21 protein-coding genes are annotated in these 24,591 nt (G+C 47.8%); 7 read left to right on the top strand and 14 right to left on the bottom strand.

What is annotated here, in order from left to right; translation table 11 throughout:
* Positions 1-51: 51 nt before the first annotated feature.
* The 5 genes from Pelsub_RS14720 (at position 52) to Pelsub_RS14700 (ending at position 5,440) form a co-directional block, all read left to right on the top strand.
* Positions 52-1,644 carry a PTS system mannose/fructose/sorbose family transporter subunit IID gene (locus Pelsub_RS14720; protein WP_116226044.1) on the top strand — a complete coding sequence of 531 codons (1,593 nt, stop codon included), beginning with the start codon at positions 52-54 and terminating at the stop codon, positions 1,642-1,644.
* A gap of 106 nt (positions 1,645-1,750) precedes the next feature.
* Positions 1,751-2,251, top strand: coding sequence for a PTS system mannose/fructose/N-acetylgalactosamine-transporter subunit IIB (locus Pelsub_RS14715; RefSeq protein ID WP_116226043.1), 501 nt, complete (start codon positions 1,751-1,753; stop codon positions 2,249-2,251).
* Between the two features lie 100 nt (positions 2,252-2,351).
* Entirely contained in the window at positions 2,352-3,350 is a 999-nt protein-coding gene (locus tag Pelsub_RS14710) for a uroporphyrinogen decarboxylase family protein (RefSeq protein WP_116226042.1), read from the top strand.
* Positions 3,351-3,357: 7 nt separating this feature from the next.
* Positions 3,358-4,464 carry a Gfo/Idh/MocA family protein gene (locus Pelsub_RS14705; protein ID WP_158675146.1) on the top strand — a complete coding sequence of 369 codons (1,107 nt, stop codon included), beginning with the start codon at positions 3,358-3,360 and terminating at the stop codon, positions 4,462-4,464.
* A 19-nt stretch (positions 4,465-4,483) separates the two neighbouring features.
* On the top strand, positions 4,484-5,440 hold the full coding sequence (locus Pelsub_RS14700) for a sugar-binding transcriptional regulator (protein WP_158675145.1): 957 nt from the start codon (positions 4,484-4,486) through the stop codon (positions 5,438-5,440).
* A 48-nt stretch (positions 5,441-5,488) separates the two neighbouring features.
* Here Pelsub_RS14700 and Pelsub_RS14695 read toward each other — a convergent pair whose 3' ends face one another.
* From Pelsub_RS14695 to Pelsub_RS14645, 11 genes are all read right to left on the bottom strand, one after another.
* A complete protein-coding gene (locus Pelsub_RS14695; protein WP_116226039.1) occupies positions 5,489-6,391 on the bottom strand; it encodes a CPBP family intramembrane glutamic endopeptidase in 903 nt (300 codons plus the stop codon).
* Between the two features lie 117 nt (positions 6,392-6,508).
* Positions 6,509-6,838 (bottom strand): PTS sugar transporter subunit IIB, encoded by a 330-nt coding sequence (locus Pelsub_RS14690; protein WP_158675144.1) that lies wholly within the window; start codon positions 6,836-6,838, stop codon positions 6,509-6,511.
* 119 nt (positions 6,839-6,957) lie between these two features.
* Positions 6,958-7,860, bottom strand: a complete 903-nt coding sequence (locus tag Pelsub_RS14685) for an NBR1-Ig-like domain-containing protein (protein ID WP_116226037.1) — start codon at positions 7,858-7,860, stop codon at positions 6,958-6,960.
* Between the two features lie 188 nt (positions 7,861-8,048).
* On the bottom strand, positions 8,049-9,461 hold the full coding sequence (locus tag Pelsub_RS14680; protein WP_116226036.1) for an aspartate aminotransferase family protein: 1,413 nt from the start codon (positions 9,459-9,461) through the stop codon (positions 8,049-8,051).
* 193 nt (positions 9,462-9,654) lie between these two features.
* Entirely contained in the window at positions 9,655-10,305 is a 651-nt protein-coding gene (locus tag Pelsub_RS14675) for a class II aldolase/adducin family protein (RefSeq protein WP_116226035.1), read from the bottom strand.
* A 35-nt stretch (positions 10,306-10,340) separates the two neighbouring features.
* Positions 10,341-10,691 (bottom strand): hypothetical protein, encoded by a 351-nt coding sequence (locus Pelsub_RS14670; protein WP_116226034.1) that lies wholly within the window; start codon positions 10,689-10,691, stop codon positions 10,341-10,343.
* Positions 10,692-10,715: 24 nt separating this feature from the next.
* On the bottom strand, positions 10,716-12,128 hold the full coding sequence (locus Pelsub_RS14665) for an aspartate aminotransferase family protein (protein WP_116226033.1): 1,413 nt from the start codon (positions 12,126-12,128) through the stop codon (positions 10,716-10,718).
* Between the two features lie 27 nt (positions 12,129-12,155).
* Entirely contained in the window at positions 12,156-12,503 is a 348-nt protein-coding gene (locus tag Pelsub_RS14660) for a PTS sugar transporter subunit IIB (protein WP_116226032.1), read from the bottom strand.
* A 25-nt stretch (positions 12,504-12,528) separates the two neighbouring features.
* The gene (locus Pelsub_RS14655) at positions 12,529-12,984 is read right to left on the bottom strand and encodes a PTS sugar transporter subunit IIA (protein WP_116226031.1); all 456 of its coding nucleotides are present in this window, start codon (positions 12,982-12,984) and stop codon (positions 12,529-12,531) included.
* Positions 12,985-13,109: 125 nt separating this feature from the next.
* Positions 13,110-14,519, bottom strand: coding sequence for a PTS galactitol transporter subunit IIC (locus Pelsub_RS14650; protein WP_116226030.1), 1,410 nt, complete (start codon positions 14,517-14,519; stop codon positions 13,110-13,112).
* A 287-nt stretch (positions 14,520-14,806) separates the two neighbouring features.
* Positions 14,807-16,831, bottom strand: coding sequence for a BglG family transcription antiterminator (locus tag Pelsub_RS14645; RefSeq protein WP_116226029.1), 2,025 nt, complete (start codon positions 16,829-16,831; stop codon positions 14,807-14,809).
* A 202-nt stretch (positions 16,832-17,033) separates the two neighbouring features.
* On the opposite strand from Pelsub_RS14645, the gene Pelsub_RS14640 reads away from it, so the two are divergent.
* Entirely contained in the window at positions 17,034-17,963 is a 930-nt protein-coding gene (locus tag Pelsub_RS14640; RefSeq protein WP_116226028.1) for a hypothetical protein, read from the top strand.
* 397 nt (positions 17,964-18,360) lie between these two features.
* Here the strand turns inward: Pelsub_RS14640 and Pelsub_RS14635 are convergent, their stop codons facing one another.
* From Pelsub_RS14635 to icd, 3 genes are read right to left on the bottom strand one after another with little or no spacing between them, the layout of a single operon-like run.
* Positions 18,361-19,716, bottom strand: coding sequence for a hypothetical protein (locus tag Pelsub_RS14635; RefSeq protein ID WP_116226027.1), 1,356 nt, complete (start codon positions 19,714-19,716; stop codon positions 18,361-18,363).
* 7 nt (positions 19,717-19,723) lie between these two features.
* On the bottom strand, positions 19,724-22,420 hold the full coding sequence (gene acnA, locus Pelsub_RS14630) for an aconitate hydratase AcnA (protein ID WP_116226219.1): 2,697 nt from the start codon (positions 22,418-22,420) through the stop codon (positions 19,724-19,726).
* A gap of 18 nt (positions 22,421-22,438) precedes the next feature.
* Positions 22,439-23,680 (bottom strand): NADP-dependent isocitrate dehydrogenase, encoded by a 1,242-nt coding sequence (icd, locus tag Pelsub_RS14625; protein WP_116226026.1) that lies wholly within the window; start codon positions 23,678-23,680, stop codon positions 22,439-22,441.
* Positions 23,681-23,813: 133 nt separating this feature from the next.
* Between icd and Pelsub_RS14620 the strand changes: the two genes are divergently transcribed.
* On the top strand, positions 23,814-24,584 hold the full coding sequence (locus tag Pelsub_RS14620; protein ID WP_158675143.1) for an IclR family transcriptional regulator: 771 nt from the start codon (positions 23,814-23,816) through the stop codon (positions 24,582-24,584).
* Positions 24,585-24,591 lie beyond the last annotated feature (7 nt).

Below are 24,591 nucleotides of genomic sequence, written 5' to 3'. Positions count from 1 at the left end.
TTGGCTGGAACAAACAAAAATTTAAAGGAATATAAATAAGGAGAGTAAACTATGACTGTAAATACTGCACTACTGCTGGCTTTTATTGCCGGTTTTTCGTATTTCTCACGACGGTTTATGGGGGACATGTTTCTGGAAAGACCGATCATTATTGGCCCGGTGGTTGGTTTGATCCTTGGGGATCTCAAAACCGGTTTGTTTATTGGTGCTGAATTGGAACTGATTTTCATGGGTGTAGCGTTGGTTGGTGGTACAGCGCCTGCAAACATGGCGGTCGGTTCGGTGCTTGGAACAGCATTTGCCATCACTTTAGGTGAAGGCCTGGAAGCGGCGATAGCAATCGCGCTGCCTGGTGCTGTTTTGGGTTCATTCCTGGAACAATTCGCAAAAATTCTCAGCAGCGCGACTGTAATCCGCGGGGCCGACAAATATGCCAGCGAAGGGAATGAGAACGGAATTCAATGGATGCTTCATTTAGGGAACGCAATCCATTTCCTGGCTTACTTCATTCCTACCTTCTTGGCACTCCGCTTCGGATCGGTATACGTTGAAAGCTTGTTCGGTTCCTTCCCGGCTTGGTTGCGGGCTGGACTTTCCGCCTCGGCCAGCATTTTGCCGGTTCTCGGTTTCGGTATGTTATTAACAATTCTCGGCGACAAAAAAGTCCTTCCATTCTTCTTCATTGGTTTCTTCATCGCAATCTATACAAGCTTTGGTGTCGTTGGTGTTTCGGCTATGGCCGTTGCTGTTGCTCTTGTTTTGGAATGGCAGAAAAACCGCATTATTAAAGACGCTGGAATTAAAAAGGAAGTCAAAGAAGTCGCCACAAAGGCAGTGGATGACATGGAATTCTACGAAAAAGGCGATGTCAAAAAAGTATTTTGGCGTTCATTTGCTATCGGCTCAGCTTTTAATTATGAGCGTTATCAAGGATTGGGTTTCTGCTTCAGCATGATCCCTGTTCTGCGCCGCTTGTATAAGGGCACTGAAGAATTCGCCCCCGCTTTACAGCGCCATATGCTTTTCTATAATTCAAATACATGGTTGCCTGGCATTCCTTTGGGTGTGGCTGCTACGATGGAAGCACGACGCAAGCAGATTGGTGATGTTTCTGAAGATGCCATAACTGGTATGAAGAGCGCATTAATGGGACCTTTGGCCGGTATCGGAGATTCGTTATTCTGGCTGACAGTTCGTCCCATTGTGGGTGGCATTGCAGTAGCAATGGCATTGGACGGAAACACGTTTGCCCCATTGTTCTTCTTTATCATGATGAACGTTGTTCATCTGGCAGTCAGATGGTATGCGACGAAATACGGCTTCTCTCAGGGTACAAAATTAGTTGATGAGGTCTCCGGCGATAAAGTCCAAACCATAATGACTATTGCGACAGAAGTTGGTTTGATGTCCGTTGGCGCACTGGTTGGGACCTGGTTGAATATCACTACGCCCCTGGTTTTCACTCAAGGTGAGACATCTTTGGTTCTGCAGGACATGCTGAACAAAATTATGCCGAAGATGCTGCCCCTGATTGCTACAATTCTTGTGGCTTTATGGTACAAGAAGGGTGGTAAACCCTGGATGATCATGCTTGCACTGATTGGAATCGGTCTGGTCTTCGGTGGTTTAGGTATTCTGGCGTAAATAATAGCTAGAAATACAAGTGTACCTGGGTGATTGATTGAGCACTTCTTGAGTGTAACCACCCAGGTACACCATAGATCAAATATTGTATCAAGGATTAAAGACAATGACTATTCAACTGATGCGTGTCGATGACAGAATGGTGCACGGCCAAATTACAACCGCTTGGGCTCATACTGCGGATATTGATCATATTGTGGTTGCAAACGATCAGGCCGCCAACAATGAAATGCAGAGCAAAATATTGAAGATGGCTACTCCACCGGGAATGACAATTGATATTTTGACCAAAGAAGATGCCTTCCAAAATATTAGTAGTGGAAATTGGGATAAGGATGTCATTCTTTTCATTACTCGAAATTCGGTAGATATGCTGGAAATGGTTGAAAAAGGATTGAAAACGGATTTTATTAATATCGGCAATATTAGAAAATCCGCCGGGATGGTAGAAATTAATAGGGAAGTGTGGGCAACTCCAGAAGAAGTGCAGGCTTGGTACAAGTTAAACGATATGAACATCAAGCTTGAAATTCAATGGACGCCTATTGAACGGAAAATTAATTTTAATAACGTCCTGGAATCAAAAAGAAAGAAATTATTAAAATAACCAAACATTGAGCATGACTCAATTTATTTATTGAGTATTGGACTTATCTCAAGAAATTATTTCTTGAAGACTATTAACGCTGATTAAAAAGAGAGACGTGATGATATCTAAAAAAGAAAGACTTGAAGCTGTTATTAGAGGTGAGAAACCGGATCGTTTGCCCGTGGCTTTCTGGCACCATTTTCCCGTTGATGACCAAACACCGGAGCACCTTTCTGAGGCAACGCTTAGTTATCAAAAGGCTTACGATAACGATTTTGTGAAAGTATCTCCGACGGATGAATACATGATTCACCCGTTTGGAACAAAGACAGTTTGGACAGGAGATCCGCGCGGCTGTCGCATCTATCAGGAAAGACTGATCAAAAAACCGGAAGATTGGAAGAAGATCAGGCCTTTGGATCCAAACGAGGGTACTTTAGGCGATTATCTAAAAACCTTGCAGTATGTGGGTAAAGCATTGGGTAACGACACCCCATTTGTGGCTACATTGTTTGGGCCGCTGAACCAGGCTAAGAATCTGGCAGGGTTTGATCTGATGGTTGAACACCTTCATCGTTATCCGGAATATATTTGCCCGGCTTTGAAAATCATGTCCGAAAATACCGTTCGATTTGCCCAGGCTGCATTAAGCACCGGAATTTCGGGATTTTTCTATGCACTCGAAAATATCAATTATAGATATTTCGATGATGCTTCATATGATCAATTTGGGAAATCATATGACCTCGAAATTCTGGATGTCGGCAAAAGCCTATGGCTGAATATCCTGCATCACCACGGAGAGGCAATCTTATTCAATCTGGCAGTTGACTATCCGGTGCAGGTGGTCCAGTGGCATGCTTTGGAAAGTGGTCCGTCTTTACGCGAGGCAAAGGCTTTGTTTAAAGGCCAGCAGAAAGCGATATTAGGGGGATTGCAGCGAAAGTCAACCCTATTAACGGGAACACCCGCGGATATTGTCAGCGAGGCTAAGAAATCTGTCGAAGAAGTCGATGGCAGCGGTTTTATTCTCGGCCCTGGCTGCATGCTGATGATGAACACGCCAAGGATCAATATCCTTACAATTCGCTCTTTTGTAAATGAAAAGAATCAGTGAAATTAAAATGAACAATACGACATTCAACATTGGAATCATTGGCTATGGGATTGGAAAAATCTACGCTGCGGCATCAAAAGCGATCAATTTATACTACCCCGATTTGCCTCGGATAGAACTATCCGGAATCGCGACAAATTCAAAGGCGAGCGGCGAGAAAGCTCTTGATCAATTTGCTTTTCGCTATGCCACCCAGAATTATTTGGACATCTTAAATGATCAAAATACAGATGCGGTGATTGTAAGCTCGCCGAACAATCTACATCATCAAATGATCTCGGCAGCGCTGGATACAGACAAGGCAATTTATGTCGATAAGCCTTTGGCTTTGAATTTTTCAGAAGCGGAAGATATCCTGACGAAGAGCAAGAATAAGAATAAAGATTGTCATCTCGGTTTTGAATTCCGGTATTGTCCTGCCCTCCAAAAAGCAAAAGCTTTGATAGACAATGGAAAAATTGGGAAGCTTTATTCATATCGGATCAACTATTTCCGCCCCAGTGCCATTTCCGAGAAGAAAGATTTGCGCTGGAAAGGCGAGATGTCAAAGTGCGGCGATGGCGTGATCAATGATTACGGTCCGCATATAATTGACTTAGCAATCTGGTTGACGGGCTTGGCCGACCGAGTTTCTTCAAGCCGCCGGATTTACACTCCGGAAAGAAATGGTTTGAAGGTTGATGCCGCCGATCACTACCTTGTGCAAACCGAAATCAGGAATGGTGTTATTGGTTCTTTGGAGACCAGCAGAATGATAACCGGTTCTGATAATGATTTGAATATTGAGGTTTATGGAAGCAAGGGATCCTTAAAATGGTCTTTAATGCAGCCTAATTATCTGCAAGCTGCATTTATCGATTCACCTTTTTCAAATTCATGGATTAATATTATGACTGGTCAAGATTTTCCGGAAGCGATACTTCCTGGAAAGGATACGCCTGTGGGAATCATGCGATTTTATATTGCCAGTTTAATGGACTTTATCTCACATACAATTAATAAGACCAGTTATTCATCAGGTTTGATGGATGGTATTAAAGTCCAGGCGTTTGTTGAAGCAGCAACTAAAGCAGCGTTTACTGAAAATTGGGAAGATTTGCCAAAGTTATCGTAGAAAACAGGAATGGGAAAGAATGTCGATTGAAGAATTGGAATTATTGGCGAAAGTTGCTTCAAAGTACTACGTAGAAGAAAAAACGCAGAACGAAATAGCCCAGGAGATGGGACTTTCACGCGTGAAAATCTATCGCCTCTTAAAGGAAGCAAAGAATAAGAATGTAGTCGTCATTAATATTAATTGGCCAATAAAAGAATCGCAAAACCTTGAAAGACAATTCGAAGAGATTTTTAAGCTGAAGAAGGCTTTCATTATTCAAAGTCGGCAATCCATTGAAATGCCTGTAAAAACCATGATGGGAAGAATCGTCGCAAAATATCTCGAGACGATCCTTGTTGATGGTATGACGATGGCTATTTGTATGGGTTCTTCCACCTATGAAGTTATCCAGGCAATAAACCCAACTTTTCGTGTAAAGGTAAGGGTTGCCCAAGCCGTCGGCAGCTTGCCATTTAAAACAACAGAGAAAGATAGTTCGGAATTAGCCCGCGTATTATCCGAGAAGCTGGGTGGGGAAGTAATCTATTTGTCTTCTCCGATGATTGCAAACTCACCCGAATCCGCTCAAATACTGAAGAATCAGGTTGTCATCCAAAACACGCTGGATGCTGCGCGCAACGCTGATGTTGTATTATCCGGAATTGGAAAGCTTGACGCTGTCAACTCAACTTTGGTACGAAACCAGATTCTGACAGTAGAGGAAGTGGAAGAATTAATTGCCAATGATGCCGTGGGTGATATCTTGGGCCAAATCATCAAGTCAAATGGCGAGAAAATGGAATGTGAATATAACGATCGCGTTATCGGAATTACTCACGAAGAAATAAAGAAGATACCCATAAGTATTGCTTTGGCTAATGGCCCCGAAAAAGCGGCTGCCATTTTAGGAGCTTTGCGATCAGGGGCGACAAATGTCCTTTGTACCGATGAAATTACAGCTATGGCTGTGTTGGAATTAAATAAAGAACATTAATGAGATAAACCTATCCACAAAGAAAATCCAATGGATTTTCTTTGTGGATTATCTGTTTTTGGAATATACCCAAATACCCAACAGCGTAACCAGTAGTGCGAGTATACCGGCTGCACCTACTTCAATTCCGAAGGAACTGCCGGCAAACCAACCGGGGGCATTCAGGGAAGTCTGAAAACCAACCAGAGTGTCGCTGCTCAATCTCCCATTTAGATTGAAGACGTCATCCTGGAAAAGATTCCAAGCGAAATGCAGGCCGGTCGGCAGCCACAGGTTGCCGGTGCGCATGTAAGCCCAAGCTAACATCACGCCGACAATAGCTACCATCGGGATGAGTTTAGCCCAATTGGTACCTTCTGAAGCGTTGGCCAGGATATGTACGCCGCCAAAGATAATGGCTGAAATCAACAGCGCGCCGTTCGTGTCCCAGGCTTCTTTCACGCCGGTAAACAGGAATCCACGGAAAATGACTTCTTCGCTTACGGCCGCGGTAGCGTTGACCAGCAGGGCCAGCCAAAAAGCACGCAAACAGGCATCCCAGGGCAGGCTACTGAAAGCAAACCCGTCTATTTTGATCCACCCCAGGGCTAATTCAAGCAAAAAGACTACCGCCATGGCTGCCGCGGAAATGCCCATCCCGGCCAGCAGGTCTTTGCCCCAACCGCTCTTCTTCGGATAAAGGATCTGGTTGCCGGGTTTGTTGAGCACGTTGGTCAGCATGGGAATGGTGAGCAATAACGCGCCGGCTATCATCCCGCCGCGGGAGATAGTGCTGCCCAGCAATACCTTTACATTGTCGCCGGCACCCACTGCGCGCATAAGCAGGTTCATTCCCAAGCCGAGCGCGACAACGATCAATTCCACGCCCAGGAATAAAAGCGCGAACATACTGATGATTTTCCAGAGGGGAGGTTTTTGAATTTCTTCCGGTAAAGGTTGTTCGTTTTTCATGTAATTAGCTATCCTATGCAGAAATTTATGTCTGATTTTATCCAAAATGAATCCTACCCAAAAGACTCTTTTGGCGATTTTGTGTCTTGAAAATGGCTGAGCGCAAAAATTAGCTAGCTAACCTTGCATGGCTTCCATTACTTGCGCGAAAATCTTTTCCCCATCCACCATGCCGTAAGCGATGGTATCAATATCTTGCACGATCACGCCATACGGTTCGGCGCGCTTGATGATGTTGCGCTTGGTAAAGCGCACCTGGGGAGCAACCAGGATGATGTCCATTTTCTCCTGCTCGAAATCCCACAAGCCCATGCGCGAAGAATCCACGGCTTTCAATTCCATTTCCTTGCCGGCTGCTTCCGCGGCTTTGCGGATTTTTTCCTCCAACAAACTGGAAGACATTCCGGCTGCGCATACCAATACCACTTTGATTTTTTTCTCTGTCATTGACCACTCCTGCATAACGGATAAAGAATGCATAGAGTGTATATCAATTTGCCTTAAAAGAAAATACCTTTCAAAGCTGAAAGGTATTTTCTGATGCTAATATTTTTGTGAAATCCTGGTTAGGGGATGCACTCCACATCGATATTCAATGGCCCAAAGGTCTGGTGATTGGGATTGTCAATGTAGATTTTGACCCAATACGTATCTGTAATCGGCGCGTCGATAGTCCAGTCGTAGGTAACGGTCTTGGTTCCGTCGTCGCTGAATTTTACCGACAACAGATCGGAAGTGAACCCCTCACTGTCCTTCCATCGATAAGTGACCTTGCCGGCTGCGCTGCTGGTGATGTCGGCATCGATACTGAAGTTGATGGGGCCTGAACAATCGCCGGAATAAGAATTGGGATCGGCGTCCAAGTGAACGCTGGTCACAGCGAAGTTGGACTTTACTTTAATGGTGACGTAAACCTGGAAGAAATTGTTGCCGTCGTCATCCTGTAATTTCCAGTAACCGGTATAGGTGTCCGGATCGGAGGGAGCTTCCATGTCCACCAATACATCAATGGTTTCACCCGGCTCGACGTACTCATCCAAATCCGTGGTTTTTGCTCCGCTCATGCGATCGCCGCTGTAAAATACGAAGCTGTAATTCGGATTCCATGTGCAGGTGCCCACGTTCTTGATGCGCCAGCTCTTGGTAAAATTCTCGCCCGGATCCATAACCGTGTAATCGGGAATGGTTTCACTGATAAATTTAGCCTGATCGCAGCTTTGCACAGGAGCGTAAGTCGGCTGTGGATAATACGGCCGCTGGGAAACAGGTGTGTAGGTCGGGTAAGGGGTCAATGTCGGCAGGGGAGTATACGTCGCTGCGGCTTGGGTTTGTGCCAGCGCAGCCTGTACAGTTTCTGCTACTGCATCCGCTACTTCGCTTTCATTGCTCGAGACCACCAGCGGGAATGCGCAGGCAGTGCTGACCAGCAGCACGGCTGCCAATATGAGAATGGAATGGGTCTTGTTCATAAATATGCCTCCATATGCGTCTATTATAATATCCTGGCGTGTTTAGTTAACATTCTGATACATTCATATAACGATTTATCAAGGAAAAAGTTCCCGGATAGATATAATCCATTATTATATTTAACGAGCGAAATTGATATTTCTAATTCATAAACCTACAGGTATTGTGCTTATTTCCCCTCAATAAACTAATCCGCGGGAATTAACGTTAACACATATTCCCAAGCTGCCAGCGTCTTCCGCAAAGAATCCTCATCATGCTGCATACAGCAATAGAAGCGGTCTCCCAATGGCAGCACGCCGCGGGTCATCAAAGCCAGCGCGTAGGTTTGCACGACCGTATAGCGCTGCATCGCTTCAGGCAGGCGCGCGGCTGGGTTTTCGACCAGGGAGATGCCGTTGTAGCACGCTGTCTCGACATGCACAATGGATTGGAGGTTGTAGGCGAAGAATGGCAGGTCTTTGCGGGTGGCAAACAGTTCATTGAGGGCATTTGTTAACCGGTTCGCGTAAGCGGCTGATTTTTCAATGGCCTGGTATTCTCTGATGAATTTCAGGGAGAAATATCCGGCGGTAACCATGATGGCGTTGGCGGACATGGTACCGGCGGTGAAGGCCTCTTTCCCGCCGACCTGGCTGGGGTGGCAGTACTGCATGATTTCCTTGGGGCCGCCAACTGCTCCGGCGCTGGGATAGCCGTGGCTGACGATTTTCCCCAGCACGGTCAAATCGGGCCTGACGCCGTAATATTCCTCCCCGCAGGCCAGGGACAAACGGAAGCCCGAAATAACCTCATCGAAAATGAGCAGCGCGCCATATTGGTCGCAAACCTCACGTAAAGCTTTATTCCAATCCGGGTGGGCCAGGAATGTTCCGGCGTGGCCGCCGGTGGGTTCCACCAGTACCGCGGCAATCTCGCCCTTGTGCTGCTCGAAGGTGCGGGCCAGCCCGTCAAAATCATTCTGCATGACTTCAATGGTGTTTTGGTAGCATTCCGGCGGGATACCGGCCGCGTCCATCGCTCCGGTTCCGGGAAAGTTAATCGAAAGGGTCAGTTGGTCGGACCAGCCGTGATAGTTGCCTGAAATTTTGACAATCTTTTGCCGGCCGGTATAAACACGCGCCAAACGGATAGCCAGTGTGTCGGCTTCGGTGCCGGAGGCTACGAAGCGCACCATCTCCACGCTGGGGATGTTTTTGACAATTTCCTCGGCAAAGCGCAGCTCGTTTTCGTGCGTCAACCCTACCGCCGGGCCGCGCTCGGAGATGAGCTTGACCACTTCCGCGTCCAAAGGTTCGAAGTGATGGCCCAGGATAATCGGCCCGCCGTCCATTAAATAATCGGTATATTCATTGCCGTCGATATCGTAAATCTTATCCCCTTTGGCGCTTTGATAAGCCAGCGCGAAAGGTTTGGAGATACCCAGGTTATGCTGCAAGCCGCCCGGCACGACTGCTTTCATGCGTTCATAATGTGCCTGCGATTTTGGTCCGCGCTGATAAAAGTCCTGGATGACTTTCTGGAAAGCCGCTTCGGGTATGCTGTGAATGGGCGAATTAACAATGGTTTTTTTACGATCGATGATTTCCTGATATTCCATAGTTCTCTCCTGGCTTGATTCTATACTAATTTTGCATTTCTTTTAATTAATTTAGTGATTACCTATTTAAACACGTGTCCCTCAAAGGTTGGGGAAAATAACGCGCTAATTAATGCTAGGTAAAGAACAATCAAAAGTCCCCAATACAATGTTTGGGGACTTTCAAACAACAGGAGTGAAAATTATTCTTAGGTTATACGGAATGTGATTTCATCAACTCGTGAATGACCGCTATCTTCTCTTTTGGTAGAACGCGCGGATGAACCCCCATCATTTTGCAAAGAACGAGTTCTTTGCATACAGTTTCAATCATATCTGTGATACCTGCGGCGAATTGCAGCGAAGGACCGCAGACAAAGAGGCCATGGTTCCGGATGAGGACGAAATTTCCATGTTCTCCAATTGCGTCCGCGATGATTTGGCCTGATTTTGGCGATCCCGTTTCTGTCCATTCCACAATGGGTAAATTTCCAATAATCACAGCATCAGCCGTGATGGGTAGAAAATCGAGATCGGAAACACCCAGGGTTGTAGCATGCACGGGATGGGTGTGAATCACAGCATTGACGTCCGGGCGTGCCCGTAGGATCGCCAGGTGGATCGGTGTCTCGGAGGTCGGTTTGAATTTGGTTTCGTTGAGAATATTACCTTGGAGATCAAGTTGAATAAAATGTTCCGGTTTTAAGTTCTTCTTATAAACACTGCCGGGAGTAACCAGTGCCTTCGAGGGATCGTCCGGGCATCTTACGGATATGTTCCCGCCAAAGGGCGTGATCAGGCCTTTTAGATATAATTCGTCTTTGATGTCCAACAGTTCTTCGAGAATTTTTGTGTATTGCTCCATTTATATCCTCTTCCTTTTACCAAATTTTTGGAACATTAATGCAAGTTGGTCAGCCCTTGTTTTTCCAGATAGGCATTTATCCATTGAGATGAAAAATTAAGACGAGCTTCAACATTCTGGATTGATGCGGAAATTGGCCTCAACTCGGATTTACTTGGAATAAAATAGGCAGACGTTCGCACCATTTCACACCATTTAGGATAAATCGCTTGATAAATTTCCTCACAAGTTGCCGGACTGATTTCTGCTTGGGCTTTGACATTTTCCAAAACGAGGATCTCTGTTTTCCTTTTTAAAGATCTAAACTGAAACGTCCCCGCCAGGAATATCACATACCAGAGAATCAGCAAATAGAAGCCAATCGTGAGTATTGTTTTAATATCCATAGAAAATCGCTCTCAAGGACCCAGCTAATTAACGGGGATCAGGGACAATACATATTCCCATGCGTTTAACGTTTTTTGCAGGGATTCATCATTGTGTTGCATACAGCAATAGAAGCGATCTCCCAGAGGCAGGATACCCTGAGCCATTAGGGCTAAATCGTAACTTTTTAGGACTAGATATCGCTCGGTTACCTCAGCAACTCTGGATGCCGGGTTATCAATCAATGAAATTCCGTTATAGCACGAGGTCTCAAGGTGCATGATTGATTGAATGTTATAAACAAAGAAAGGCAAGTCTTTTCGTGTTGAAAATAAATCATTCAATGCTTTGGTTAACTTGTCTGCGTAAGCGGCGGCTTTTTCAATGGCCTGATATTCCTTTATGTATTTCATGGCAAAAAAGCCGGCGGTTACCATGACCGGGTTTGCTGACAATGTCCCACCGGTAAAAGCTTTGTTGCCATTGACGCTGCTGGGGTGGCAGTATTGCATGACTTCCTTCTTGCCGCCGACTGCTCCTGCAGCGGCATAACCGTGGCTGATGATTTTACCCATTACGGTCAGATCAGGCGTGACCCCGTAATAAGCCTGCCCGCCTCCCAGCGAGAGCCTAAATCCCGCGACGACTTCATCGAAGATTAGCACCGCACCATTTTGATCGCACAAATCTCGCATTGTTTGATTCCAGTCCGGATGTGCGATAAATGTACCAGCGTGGCCGCCGGTTGGTTCTGCGAGCACAGCGGCGATTTTACCCTTGTGTTGTTCAAATGCTTGAACCAGCCCGTTGAAATCGTTCTGGTTTACCTCAATGGTATTCTCGTAACAACCGCTTGGAATTCCAGTCGCTTCTGAAGCGCCAGTGCCGGGGAAATTAGTCGATATAAGTAATTGATCTGACCATCCATGATAGTTACCACCAATTTTGATGATGATTTCTTTACCGGTATACACGCGTGCGATACGAATGGCCAGCATATCGGCCTCTGTTCCCGAAGCCAGAAAACGGACCATTTCTACTCCGGGGATATTATTGACGATTTCTTTGGCAAAGCGTAATTCATTTTCGTGAGTCAATCCAACTGCTGGGCCGGATTCTGAAATGACCTTAACCACTTCCGAATCGAGCGGTTCAAAATGATGCCCAAGGATGATCGGGCCGCCATCCATTAGGTAATCAACATATTCATTTCCGTCAATATCGTAAATCTTGTCACTTTTTGCTTTTTTGAAAACTAGTGCAAACGGATCGGTAGACCCCAGATTATGCTGCAACCCACCGGGGACAACGGTTTTCATTTGGTTGGAATACTCGTAGGATTTAGGATTTTGTTTGTGAAATTGATTGGTGACTTTATCGAGAACTTCTGCAGGAATTCTCTTGATGGGTGAATTTACAATTGCTAGTTTTCGATCGATGATTTCCTGATAATCCATTATGGACTCCTTGTGAGAATATGAAATCTACTTGTTATTTTCTTTTTCCAGCTTTTCAGCAACCTCATGACCTACTCTCCGAATTTCCTCTATTACGTCATCTTCCCCTATACCGCTTAATAGAGCATGTCCGTGGATCACAGGGCAAACAATACCTTTCATTTCGGTCAAAGGTGTTACGGTGATTATCAAGTCAACCCTTCGGGATTCGAGAATTCTTTCCATCCCGGAAGGGCTGGTTGTATCAATTGAGCTTAGTAGTCCTTCTTCGTCAAAGACTTCTTGAAGGCGTACAAGTAGCATTCCCGATGTAACAATACCTGAACCGCAAACGGCTAAAACGTTTATTCGGCATTTTGACCATTCTTTTTTCATTATTCCTCCAAAATATAATTAATACCTATAGTAAGTTTTTAATTAGGATCTCTTTAATCATTTTTTCTGATTTTGTTTCATAGATTGTCGTTAATAATTCCTCAGATCGAACTAAGTTCATGATTTTTCTGAGGAATGTTATGTGTTCTTTCTTATCAATTATTCCAAGGAAGAAAGCAATTTTTACATCGTGAACATTTTCTGAAATTCCCATTTCGTGGAATGGAATAGGATTTTTTAAAGTTGCCAAAGTTAAAAATTGTTGTTTTATATGCTTTGAATCTGTATGACATAACGAAATCGGGGTTTTAGTAGGTAATCCGGTGGGATATTTCTCTTCGCGCTTGATGATTTCATCAATAAATTGATCGGTCACAAAATCAGCTTCGTATAGTTTTTTCCCCACTATGTGGAATAATTCAGAACTGTCTTGAACATATAGATCGGTTAGGATAATCCGTTCATCGATGATTAGTTTCATTTATTGATAATTCCTTGTCTAACTACTTGGGAGGAAAATTCTTTTTAGAATTTCCTCCCAGATTTATTTTATTTAACCTTTATTTATTAACTATTATCTTCAGGTACACTAAATAATCGCTTGGTTTAGTTGGATGTGGATCCCATTAATGCTTGTTCTTCGATCCAGTCCACGATTTTAACTTTATTCTTTTTGAACCAGAACCAGAGCGGCCAGAATGCCACAAACAATACTCCCAATGCAACCCAACCCCAGCTGAAGACACTGCGCATCATCAGGTTTTGAATCATTCCCATGAAAAAGCTGTTTCCTGCGAAAGCACCTGCAGCGATGGGTTCAAGTCCGGAAACGCCATTGTAAATTTGGGTATAGGTAGCGAACAACGGTGAGGCTAATATGAGGCCTGGAATGTATGCCAAGGTGCAGCTTATCAGGCTCTTGAAAATATTGCCATTGTTGAGTGACGAATAAACATTAAATGTAAACGGGAATCCTACCAATGTACTGACGGGCAGAAAAAGGTTGCCGGGAACGACGATGCACATGATAATGAAGATCGGGATGAATAACGTCCCGGCTAATAATGTAGAGGTTTCACCATAACCACTGGCATCATCTACACCGATGTAAATTTCTTCGCGATTTTTATCTTTGGAGAAGGTGCGGGAAGCCGAAGCGAGGTATGTAAAGGCCTGGGCGAAAATCGCCGCGACACGCGGGAAAATTGCCATCGTTGCTGCGGTACCAATTGCCACTGATGCAATACTTCCCCAACCTGCCATCGTCCCAAGGTTTGTCAGGTTTCCAAGTATACCCAATACCAAACCAACCATGACACCCATAACGATTGGGTCTCCCCAGAATCCAAATTTTTCGCGAATTCTCTCGGGTTTCCAGTTGATCTTATAAGCACCGCACTTGTTTAATAACCAATTCAGAAAAATCGCAACCGGCACGCCCATCCCATGGTGCAGTTGCACAATCGTGCAGTTCTGATAACCATAATATGTGGACCAACGTTTCGCAAGCGCTTCATAGCAAATGGTTACGTACAGGTTCAGAAGCAGCATGAAAGCAACTGCCAAGAGTAAATCTTTGGTAACAAAGTAAACCATTGAACCCCAGATGGCATAGGAATATTGGTCCCAAACGCCGCTGGGTTGGAAAACATTGGTGAACCTTGTCAGGAAGAGCACTAACTGGAAGATAGTGCCCAGGACAAGATAAATCATTCCTGCTTCGGTTGAATAAGCAACCACCGCGACCGCCGCCCAGCCAACGTCAATTCCGGGTAAATTGATGCCTGTGTTTTCAATCATACTGATGACTACGGGAACAACGATTGGGATATATTCATTAATCAACCACATAAAGCCCATTAAACCGATGCCCGCGAACGTTGCGGACATGAAAGCGTTTTTGGTTTTAACTTTAAAAGCAAGACAAATAACGAACAAAATGATCGCGATTACGATCGGCGATCCGAAGGTATTAATAAACTCACTAAACTTTCCAAATATTGCTATTACATCCATTGAATATCTCTCCTTTTCAAATTCTATTAATAAATACAAAAAAAGATTCTTTCCTCGTTTTTCTCCTTTCTTCAGTAGACTCCAGGATTGACTTTGTTGCAAAAACCTTCATATTTAACGAAGGATTGATAGCTTTCATTCTATTGAATGTGAATTCAATTTCAAGTAAATATTTTGGTTTTTGTTGGTGGACAAAAATGGACGGTTCAGCCGCTCAAGCAAATCGCAGCAGAGGAGAAAGCATTTATATTAATAGGAATTTGGTTGGCAGATGAATTGAGGAGGGATTATTTGAGTTCTCTTTTTACTTCTTGAGGAGTTTCGCATCGAACCAGTCGTTCACAGATTCCTTTGGCTCGAATGATCCGAATAAAGTCGTGCAGCACGTTTTGATGCGAGAATGCACCTTGCATTCCAATGATAAATACAATTCGCACCGGATCAAAATTCTTCGCACCAAAGCGAACCCCCTGCTTCAAAATTAATAGCCCCATGCATAATTTGTTTACACCATCGATGGGTTTTGCGTGTAAAAGTGCAATGTTTGGGGCAATGACAGAATATGGCCCGTGTGTTCTATTAACTTTGATAATGGCTTCCAGGTAGCTTTCCTCGATTGCCCCGCTTTCGATTAGCGGTTTACCGGCTAAATAAACCGCGTCTTCCCAACCATCAACTTTGTTAGCTATGGTGATGTTTTCTTCCAACAGGAGATCATTCAACCCTTTATTTTCCAGGAGTCCGATGCCAATGCTCTTTTGTTTGGTATGGTCGAGGATCCAGTTCTGAATATTCTCAATGTCCATTCCCGTAATAAAGGGTTCAACATAAATGGTTGGTATTCCGCCATCAACGCAGATATTATCCGTAGTCAGAATAAGATTGGCATCCTTTACCTTTTCCCTGGTAATGTCGGCCGGGCGCAGCGTGTCGATAATGTTAAACCAGGGAAAATTGTTGGAGACGCGTTCCTTCATAAAGGACGTCATTGGCCGATCCCCGCTGCTGATTAAAATGACCTTTAATTCTTTCTGGATGATTTGTTGGATACGATTAATGGCAGAAATGGTCAGTGAAGTCAAAATGCTTAGTTCATTTTCATTGAATAGGGAAATTTCGTCGTGGACATTTCTATTAATAATTTTTTCCAACGTGTCATAAGTGTCGCTGAACATGGCACGGATCTCACTGGAAAACGGGTTATTTAGCGAGAATCCGTATTTCCTGTATGTTAGGCATCTTTCAAGAAAATCGGTCAACTCAATTTGAAAATCCTTTTCGATTTGAAGATAAGGATTTAAAAACAGCGAGATTTCCTTGGTTAACTCCTGCCCCCAGGCGATTAATTGATTGGATGGGGGAAATAGTTCATAAATACTCTTTTCTCGTTCAATGTTCGCCAGCGATCCAAGAAACCTGGCTTGGCAATGGCAGTGCAGAACTAAGGTTTGGAGTTCTGAATCCACAATGGCTATTTTCGTGTATTCCTCGAGGGATTTCCTGAAGGGAAATATAAGCAGGGCTTCTTTGAACCAGTTGACCTCGGAAATTTCCATCCCGATTATCTGATTACCTTTTCTAATGTCTTTAAGCATGTGGATTGAATAATAGAAAAGAGCAATTAGACTGCCTTGGGAAAAATTCTCGTTTAACAACAGTTCAATTTTCTTTAAGCTCTTCAGGGAAAATTCAATATCTGAAAATTGGAACCATTCATCTACGATGAACTTAAAAGGCATTTTAGTTTTAAATAAATCTTCAACATTATTTAGCGAGATTTTGTTTTCAAAATGTTCTTCACAAAGCAATTTGCAGATCACAAAACGTTTATGCGCGACGCTTCCGTGAATTTCATACCCTTTTCTTGGAAGTCTGATTAATTCCAATTGGTGCCGATCCAGATATTCTTTGATATAGTCCAGATCTTTCAGGATGGTAGTACGGGTGACATTAAAATCCAAACTCAATTTTGTAGAGGAAAATGTTCGTCCAATTTCAAGGATGTAGATCATCAATATCCGGCGGCGTTCCTTGGTTGAAAAAACCAGCTCGATGTTTACAAGGTCGGATAGTTGATCCAAAATATGAGCGCGTTCTTCTTTGGAAAGATCAATAAAAAGTCCAATTCCAGTCCGATGAAGGATGTTGATATTGTTGTTTTTCAGCCAGCAGTCGATGGAATTGAGGTTGTATTGAATGATGCGTGGTTTTAGGTTTAAGTGCCTGGATAAATCCCCAACTGTAATAGGCCCTTCCTCGTTTAATAAGGTCGATAATATTTCAAATTGGCGGTTATTGAGATATGATTTCATCCGGAAAAGCTTTAAAACAATAATAATTCAACCATAATGGTCCAATTATACGGTATGGATGCCATTTTTGACCGAATATTGACTAGATTATTTCCTGCTGGTAGATGAAAGAAAATTCACGTATCATTATTCTTAGTTAATAAATCTCATTTCTTTGGGGATTGAATTGAATCATTCAAGCCGGCTGGTAAAATAACCATATATGAAATCCAAATTCCTTCCTACAATAATCCTGGTCTTGGTATTCTCCGCTTGCACTGTGGCGGAACCCGCCACAACGTTTGCTACACCATTGTCCGAGGATGTACAAAGCCAGCCATATCTGCACGCAACCCAAACCGCGGCGGTTGAAGAAACGCAGGCAGCGGAAGATGATTCCGCCCAGGCTACCCCAACCAGCGAAACCAGCCTGCCGCCGGAGGACTGGATGGAATGGCCGGTTGTGCCGGAGGTGACCGACACCGCGCGTGAAATCTACCGCAAGGGCCTGGCCATGGGCAACAACACACACGCTTTCTCCAAGGTGGGCGATTGCCAAAATGTACGCCAGTCTTTCTTGGGTTTCTTTGACCATCCCGGCAAGTATGAGGGCATGAGCGGTATTGGCGACATGCAGGACACCATTAATAATTTCAAGGGTTATTTTGACCGCGACGGGCAGGCCACCCAGTATGGTTTCAACGCGGCGGCGGTACTTTCCCCGCTTTGGGCGGATCCGGATGTTTGCCTGCCGGATGAAAATCCGCTGGAATGCGAATTGCGCATCACGCGCCCGACTTTCGTGCTGATCAGCTTGGAATTTTGGTTTGCCGGGCGCACGCCGGAAGTGTACGAACGCTACATGCGCCAGATCATCGAATACACCATGGCCCAGGGCGCCGTGCCAATCCTGGCTACCAAGGCGGATAACGTCGAAAAGGATTATTCACTAAATTTGACCACGGCCAAATTAGCGGCCGAATATGACTTGCCGTTGTGGAACTGGTGGGCGGCCGCGCAGCCTTTGGGCGACCACGGCATTGACCCCTACCGCGACGGTTTCCACATCAGCGTGGCGGCCTGGAATGTGCGCAGCAAGACCTTCCTGCAAACGCTCGATCATCTGTGGAAGGGGCTGAAGGATATGCAATAGGCTCTTTGGTGCTTTAACCACAGATGCACACTGATATTTTAAAAACATTATTTAAAATTGATTCACACAGATAAAACATCGAAACGTAAGGCGGGATTCCTTCCCGCAGTCCTCTTACTCAAAAAATACCCGCACAAGAATGTGCGGGCTACAAACAAATTTTGCGCAAGGGTGAGGGTGAAAAAAAGTGCCTATGGTGAGCGAGAACATAAGATAATCTGCCAGAATCTATCAGGCAGAAATGCTTGACCTAAAAATCCCATAGAATTCTTCGCATTGTAGGTCACCCTTTCGCCTGCACCCGTTGGGGTGTGTGTTTGACATAAACCAGATAAAAAAGTCAGGCACGCATGCCTGACTCTTTTATCTATATTCCTTACTCTCACCAACCGGGGATTTAACTTTCTTCCTTTGTTTTTATCTCCTCAATCGACAAATCGCTGAAGATGATGGCATCCTCATTCGGATCGCCGCCGGCTTTGGTGATGATGCCCGCGCGGCCGTAATTGAGCAAATAACGCCCGTCGGTCAGCGATTCTACCAGTTGTTCGTTAATGTGGAAATCGATCGTGTCGCCGCTGCAAATCAGGCGCAGCGCGTTGGCAGCCCCTGCACCGGTCAGAATGGCGTCGCTTTTCTTTTCGGCCAGCAAGGTAAAAGGTTTTTGGGGTGTGTCGCGGTAAATTGTGTACGTGCCGTCAACCCCGATTACGGCCATATACATGCCGTCGCGCGAGGAACGGCAAACCAATCCGGCATACTGGCTGCCGGGCTGATCCGGCTCAATGTCCATGGTAACGGTAGCTTGAACGTCAACGTCCTGCAGGGCCGGGCCGGCTTTGGCACTGTAATAGCCATAGGGAATGACCGGGGAGAAATGGAACCCGGCCTCACTGTAGCTGTTGAAAGCGCCGCTCATGCCGATGGCAGAAAAAGAACCTGTATCCGCGCGCAAATCGTCTTGCAGACTGTACGTTTCGAAAGAAGGCATGGCTTCATCTCTGTCACTGAGCGTCAGGCCTCGGAAGGTAACCTGGCCGAACAATTCGTCCCAGGCGGAAGCGGTGAAAATTCCATTGGACTGTACTTTACCGGTGATGCCGGTTTGCGAACGACCAACCAGCGTTTCATTGACATACAACTCACAACTTGACTGCGTACAGGCTAATCGCAGGTGGTTCTCCTGGCCGGCATATTTGATAGCCGGGGAGAAAGACTGAGATAACCGGGTCTTGACTTTCGGGTCGGCGCTGGTGTCCCAGGTTTCAAAATCGAAATACTGTCCCTGCACGCGCAGCGCTTTATAGGCCCCATCATCATCCAGGAAGTAAAAACCGTATGCGTTCTGGTCGCTTTTTGCGTCCACCGATGCCAGCGAGGTAACGTCGGCCTCCAGGTTAAACTGCTCGGCGTCCACATCCTGACCGCGCATCAACAATGCATCGATCTTGATACGTCCTTCGGATTGAGCCACGGATAAGTTGCCCTGCTCGCAAGTCAGGGTGAAAGAGCTGTCGGCTACTTCCGGCAGACAGAAAGCGCTGCCCTGATCCAGAATGTCCTCCGGCAGCAGCCCGGGGATGGGCGTGGCGGTCAGCAGGATGGCTGAAGTAGGGGAGGCTTGGGCCGGTTCACGGGTTTCCTCCGGCGGTATAGCCGTACCGGCAGCTCCCGTCCCCGAAGGGGCGCAGGCTGCCGGCAGGATTGTCAGTAGAATGCAAATGAAGGGTAGGAATATTTTCTTCGAATTCATACCTAGATTATAAATCGGATGCCACCTTGCGCATCAACCCGCCGGCCTGATAGTAAGCCAATTCCAGCGGCGTATCGATGCGCGCCAAGGCCTGGAAGCTGAAGCGGCTGCCGTCGCGACGTTCCACTTCGACTGTCACGGTTGGGCGCAGCGCGTTGATGCCCGCGGAGCCGGGGATGCTATAGCGCTCGTCGCCTTTCAAACCCAGTTTTTCGATGCTCTCGCCGGGCAGGAATTGCAGCGGCAGGATGCCCATGCACACCAGGTTGGTACGGTGGATGCGTTCGTAGGATTCGGCGATGACCGCGCGCACACCAAGCAGGTAGGTGCCCTTGGCGGCCCAGTCGCGGCTGGATCCGCTGCCGTAGGCTTTACCGGCCAGGATGACCAGGTCGCGATTGTCGGCTTTGTAGCGCTGGGCGGCGTCATAGATGCTCATCAGGTCGCCGTCCGGCATGTAAGTCGTGCAGCCGCCCTCGCGCCCGTTGGCGATCAGGTTGTGCAGGCGCGGGTTGCTGAAGGTGCCGCGCGCCATCACTTCGTGGTTGCCGCGCCGTGCGCCGAAGGAAATGAAATCCTGCGGCCCTACACCCAGGTCCTCTAAATAGCGTCCGGCCGGATTATCCACGGCGATGCGTCCGGCGGGGGAAATGTGATCGGTGGTGATGGAATCGCCCAATACTGCCAGCGGGCAGGCGTCGTGGACGTCCTTTTCGACAATGTTAGGGCCTTCCAGCAGGAAAGCGGGTTCTTTGAGGATGCTCGAATCGGCCTTCCAGTTGTACAGCGTGGAAGAGGTTACGTCCATTTCATTCCAGCGCGGATTGCTGTCGTAGATGCTGCCGTAGTTGCGCACGTAGATGTCGCTCAGGATGGCGCTGCGGGTCAGTTCATCCACCTCGGGGCGGCTGGGATAGATGTCTTTCAAGTAAACCGTGCTGCCGTCAGTGTCCTTTCCTAGGGGCTGTTTCTCAAAGTCGAAGTCCATGCTGCCGGCCAGGGCATAAGCCACTACTAGCGGCGGGGAGGCTAGGAAACTGGCGCGCACCTCGGGATGGATGCGGCCTTCGAAGTTGCGGTTACCGGAAAGCACCGCCGCTCCCACCAACTGGTTATCGTGTACGGCTTTGTTGACGTCCTCAGGCAGCGGGCCGGAGTTGCCGATGCAGGTGGTGCAGCCATAGCCGACCACGTTGAATCCCAGGTTTTCCAAACCGCCCAGCAAGTCTGCATTCTTCAGATAGGCTGTGACCGCGCGCGAACCGGGCGCGAAACTGGTCTTGACCCACGGTTTGCTCTTCAAGCCTCTGGCCGCGGCGTTGCGTGCCAGCAGGGCGGCTGCCAGGATCACGGAAGGGTCGGAGGTGTTGGTGCAGGAGGTGATGGCGGCAATGATGACCGCGCCGTGGCGCAGTTCCTGTTTTTCTCCGTCGATCTCGGCTATGACGGTCTTGACCGCTTCTTCCGGACTGAATCCATATCCGCGCACACCCAGGGGCGCTGTCAGAGAAGCCGTAAATGTCTGGCCGGCTTTGGAAAGCGGGAAGATATCCTGCGGGCGTTTAGGCCCGGCCAGGGTGGCTTCAATCTTGCTTAAGTCGATAGTCAGGACCTGCGAGTATTCCGGCTGCGGGACGCGTCCGTCCAGGAATAGCCCCTGCGCCTGGAAATAGGTTTCCACCAGTTCAATTTGCTCGGCGCTGCGGCCGGTGCGTTTCAGATAATCCAGGGTCTGCCCGTCCACCGGGCAATAGGTCATGGTCGCGCCGGATTCGGGCGACATATTAGAGATCATGGCGCGTGTCTCAACCGGCAGGCTGGCGTAGCCCGCGCCGAACAGTTCCACGAACTTGCCTACCACGCCTATCTCGCGCAGTTTGCTCGTGATGGTCAGGGTCAGGTCGGTGTGCGTGGCGCTGTCGGGCAGTTCGCCCACCAGTTCCAAGCCGATCACGTCCGGGATGGGGAATTCGCTGGGATAACCCAGCATGGCCGCCAGCGCTTCGATGCCGCCCACACCCCAACCGGCCACACCCAATCCGTTGACCATGGGGGTATGCGAATCGGTGCCCATCACGCTGTCCGGGTAAACGCAATCCATATCTCCATCTTTTGCCACAAAAGCGACCTGTGCCAGGTATTCCAGGTTGACCTGGTGGCAGATGCCCAAACCGGGCGGGAGCACGCGCAGGTTGCGGTAGGCTTTTTGGCTCCACTTCAGGAATTCATAGCGCTCGCGGTTGAGCTGAAATTCTCTCTCTTCGTTTATCTGCTGCGCCTTGGCGCAGGCGAAAGCTTCTACCGTGACCGAATGGTCAATGACCAGGTCGGCCGGGATCTGCGGGTTGACAATCTCCGGATCCTTGCCGGCGCGCTGCATTGCCGCCCGCAGGGCGCTGAAATCGTTCACCACCGGCAGGCCGGTGAAATCCTGCATCAGGATGCGGGCCGGCAGGAAGGCTACCGGTTGGCGCTCCGTTTCCACGCGCGGCTGCCAGCGGGCCAGCCAATCGATCTGCTGGCTGTGATAACCGCCGTCGCCCTGGTGGCGTATGCAGCTTTCCAGCAGGATGCGGATGGAATACGGCAGTTTTTCCAGAGAAAGGTTCTTGTCCACTGCCAATCGAGGCAGGCTGTAATATTGGTAAAACTTCTTGCCGCTGAACAGCGTTTGTTGATATAAGTTTGATGATTCTTTTTCCATGATATCCACTTCTTTTCTTTATAAGCGCATATGGTTGATGACCGCTTGCGCGAACTCGCGCGTTCCCAGGGTTTGGGCGCCGGGGATTTGCGCGGCCAAATCAAAGGTGACCTGTCCGGCGCGGATGGCCGCGGCCAGCGCGTCGCGCACGAGGTTGGCCGCTTCCGTCCAATCCAGGTAGCGCAGCATCATCTCGGCTGACAGGATCAGCGAGCTGGGGTTGGCTTTGTTCTGCCCGGCCAGCATATCGGCCGAACCGTGGTTGGCTTCGAATACGGCCACCCGGCTTTCGAAATTAATGTTGGCGCCGGGCGAGATGCCCACGCCGCCGGCCAGCGCGGCCGCCGCGTCGGAAACGTAATCACCGTTCAGGTTGGTGGTAGCCAGCACGTCAAAATTCTGCGGTTTGGTGATCAACTGCTCGAAGGTTACGTCGGCGATGACATCATCCACCCACAGCTTGCCTTCTTTCAAGGCCTGGTCTTTGGCGGCTTGAGCGGCCGCTTCTCCCTCGGCTTTTTGAATGGCCAGGTAGCGCATGCGGCTGAAGGTTTGGTCGCTGAACTCGCCGTCGGCCACTTCATAGCCCCAATTGCGGAAGGCGCCTTCGGTATATTTCATGATGTTGCCCTTATGAACGATGGACAGGCGCTTGCGCCCGTTTTCCAGCGCCCAGCGGATAGCCGCGCGTACCAGGCGCTGGCTGTTGGTCTTGGAAATGGGTTTGATACCGATGCCGCATTCCTGCGGGTGGGCGATTTTGGCGTAATCCTCCGGCATGCTGTTCTGGAACGCGGCCAGGAAGCGCTGCTGTTCGGCGCTGCCGGCCGGGTATTCGATGCCGGTGTAAATGTCTTCGGTGTTTTCGCGGAAGGTAACCACGTCCATTCCGGTTGGGTTGCGCAGCGGGGAAGGCAATCCCTCATACCAGCGCACCGGGCGCATGCATACGTATAAATCCAATTCCTGGCGCATGGTGACGTTCAATGAACGGATGCCGCCGCCTACCGGTGTGGTCAGCGGACCTTTGATGCTGGCGGCATGCTGTTTCAATGTCTCCAGGGTTTCTGCCGGAAGATATTCGCCGCTGGTTTCAAAGGCGTGTTTCCCGGCGGGGCACTCCAGCCAGGTAATGCTTCTGTTTCCTCCATAGGCGATTTCGAGGGCGGCATCGACAATTTGCTGTGTGACGGCCATGATTTCAGGGCCGATGCCGTCGCCGGCGATATAAGGAATGGTAGTGGATGTGTTTTTATTCATACGCTTAAACCTCGGGTTGGACTGATGTATTAATGGTTTTCGGTTGGGAACCTCACTTGACAATCAATATAAAGCGTGTAAAATAATAACATTGTTTTTGGGACAGTGTCCCATACAGTGAGACATAATGACAATGGAAAAAATACAAATGCTCGACCGCACGGTAGCCATCCTGGACAGCTTTTCGCTTGATCAGCCGATCCTGGGTGTGCGCGACGTTGCCCGCCTGACCGGGCTTTCTTCCTCCACCGTCGGCCGCATTATGGTTTACCTGAAGGACCTGGGTATCTTGAACCAGGATCCGGAGACACTGTCTTACATGATGGGTTCCAAGCCGCTGGCCTGGGCCGGCATTTACACGGTCACCAGCGACGTACGCACCCTGGCACTGCCCATTATGGTGCGTTTGCAGGAGCAAACGCGCGAAACCCTCAGCTTGTACGTGCTGGAAGGGGATGAGCGCGTTTGTGTGGAACGCCTGGAATCACAGGAAACCGTGCGCATGGTATCGCGCGTCGGGCGGCGCATTCCGCTTTACACAGGTTCAGCGGGAAAAATATTCCTGGCTTATTTGCCGGAAGAACGCCGTGAGGAAATATTAAATAAGACAAAACTGGTTCCCATGACGGAAAAGACCATCACCGACCTGGATGATCTGCATGCGAATTTGCAGAAAATCCGCAAGTTGGGATATGCCTACAGCCGCGGGGAATGGATATTGGAAGCTGCCGGTGTGGCCGGCCCGGTTTTCGATTCGCGCGGGCAGATTACGGCTGCGCTGACCATCAGCGGCCCGGCCCAGCGTTTTACCAGTGAGCGGGTTCTGGAAATGGCGCACTTAGTTAAAGAAGGCGCCGCGGAAATATCAACCGAATTGGGGTATTACCCCAATATAAAAAGGTAGAAAATCT

The sequence above is a fragment of the Pelolinea submarina genome (assembly GCF_003966975.1).
Taxonomy (GTDB): Bacteria; Chloroflexota; Anaerolineae; order Anaerolineales; family Anaerolineaceae; genus Pelolinea; species Pelolinea submarina.
Note: the sequence above shows the minus strand (reverse complement) of the source record. Positions and strands in the feature narration are given on the sequence as shown.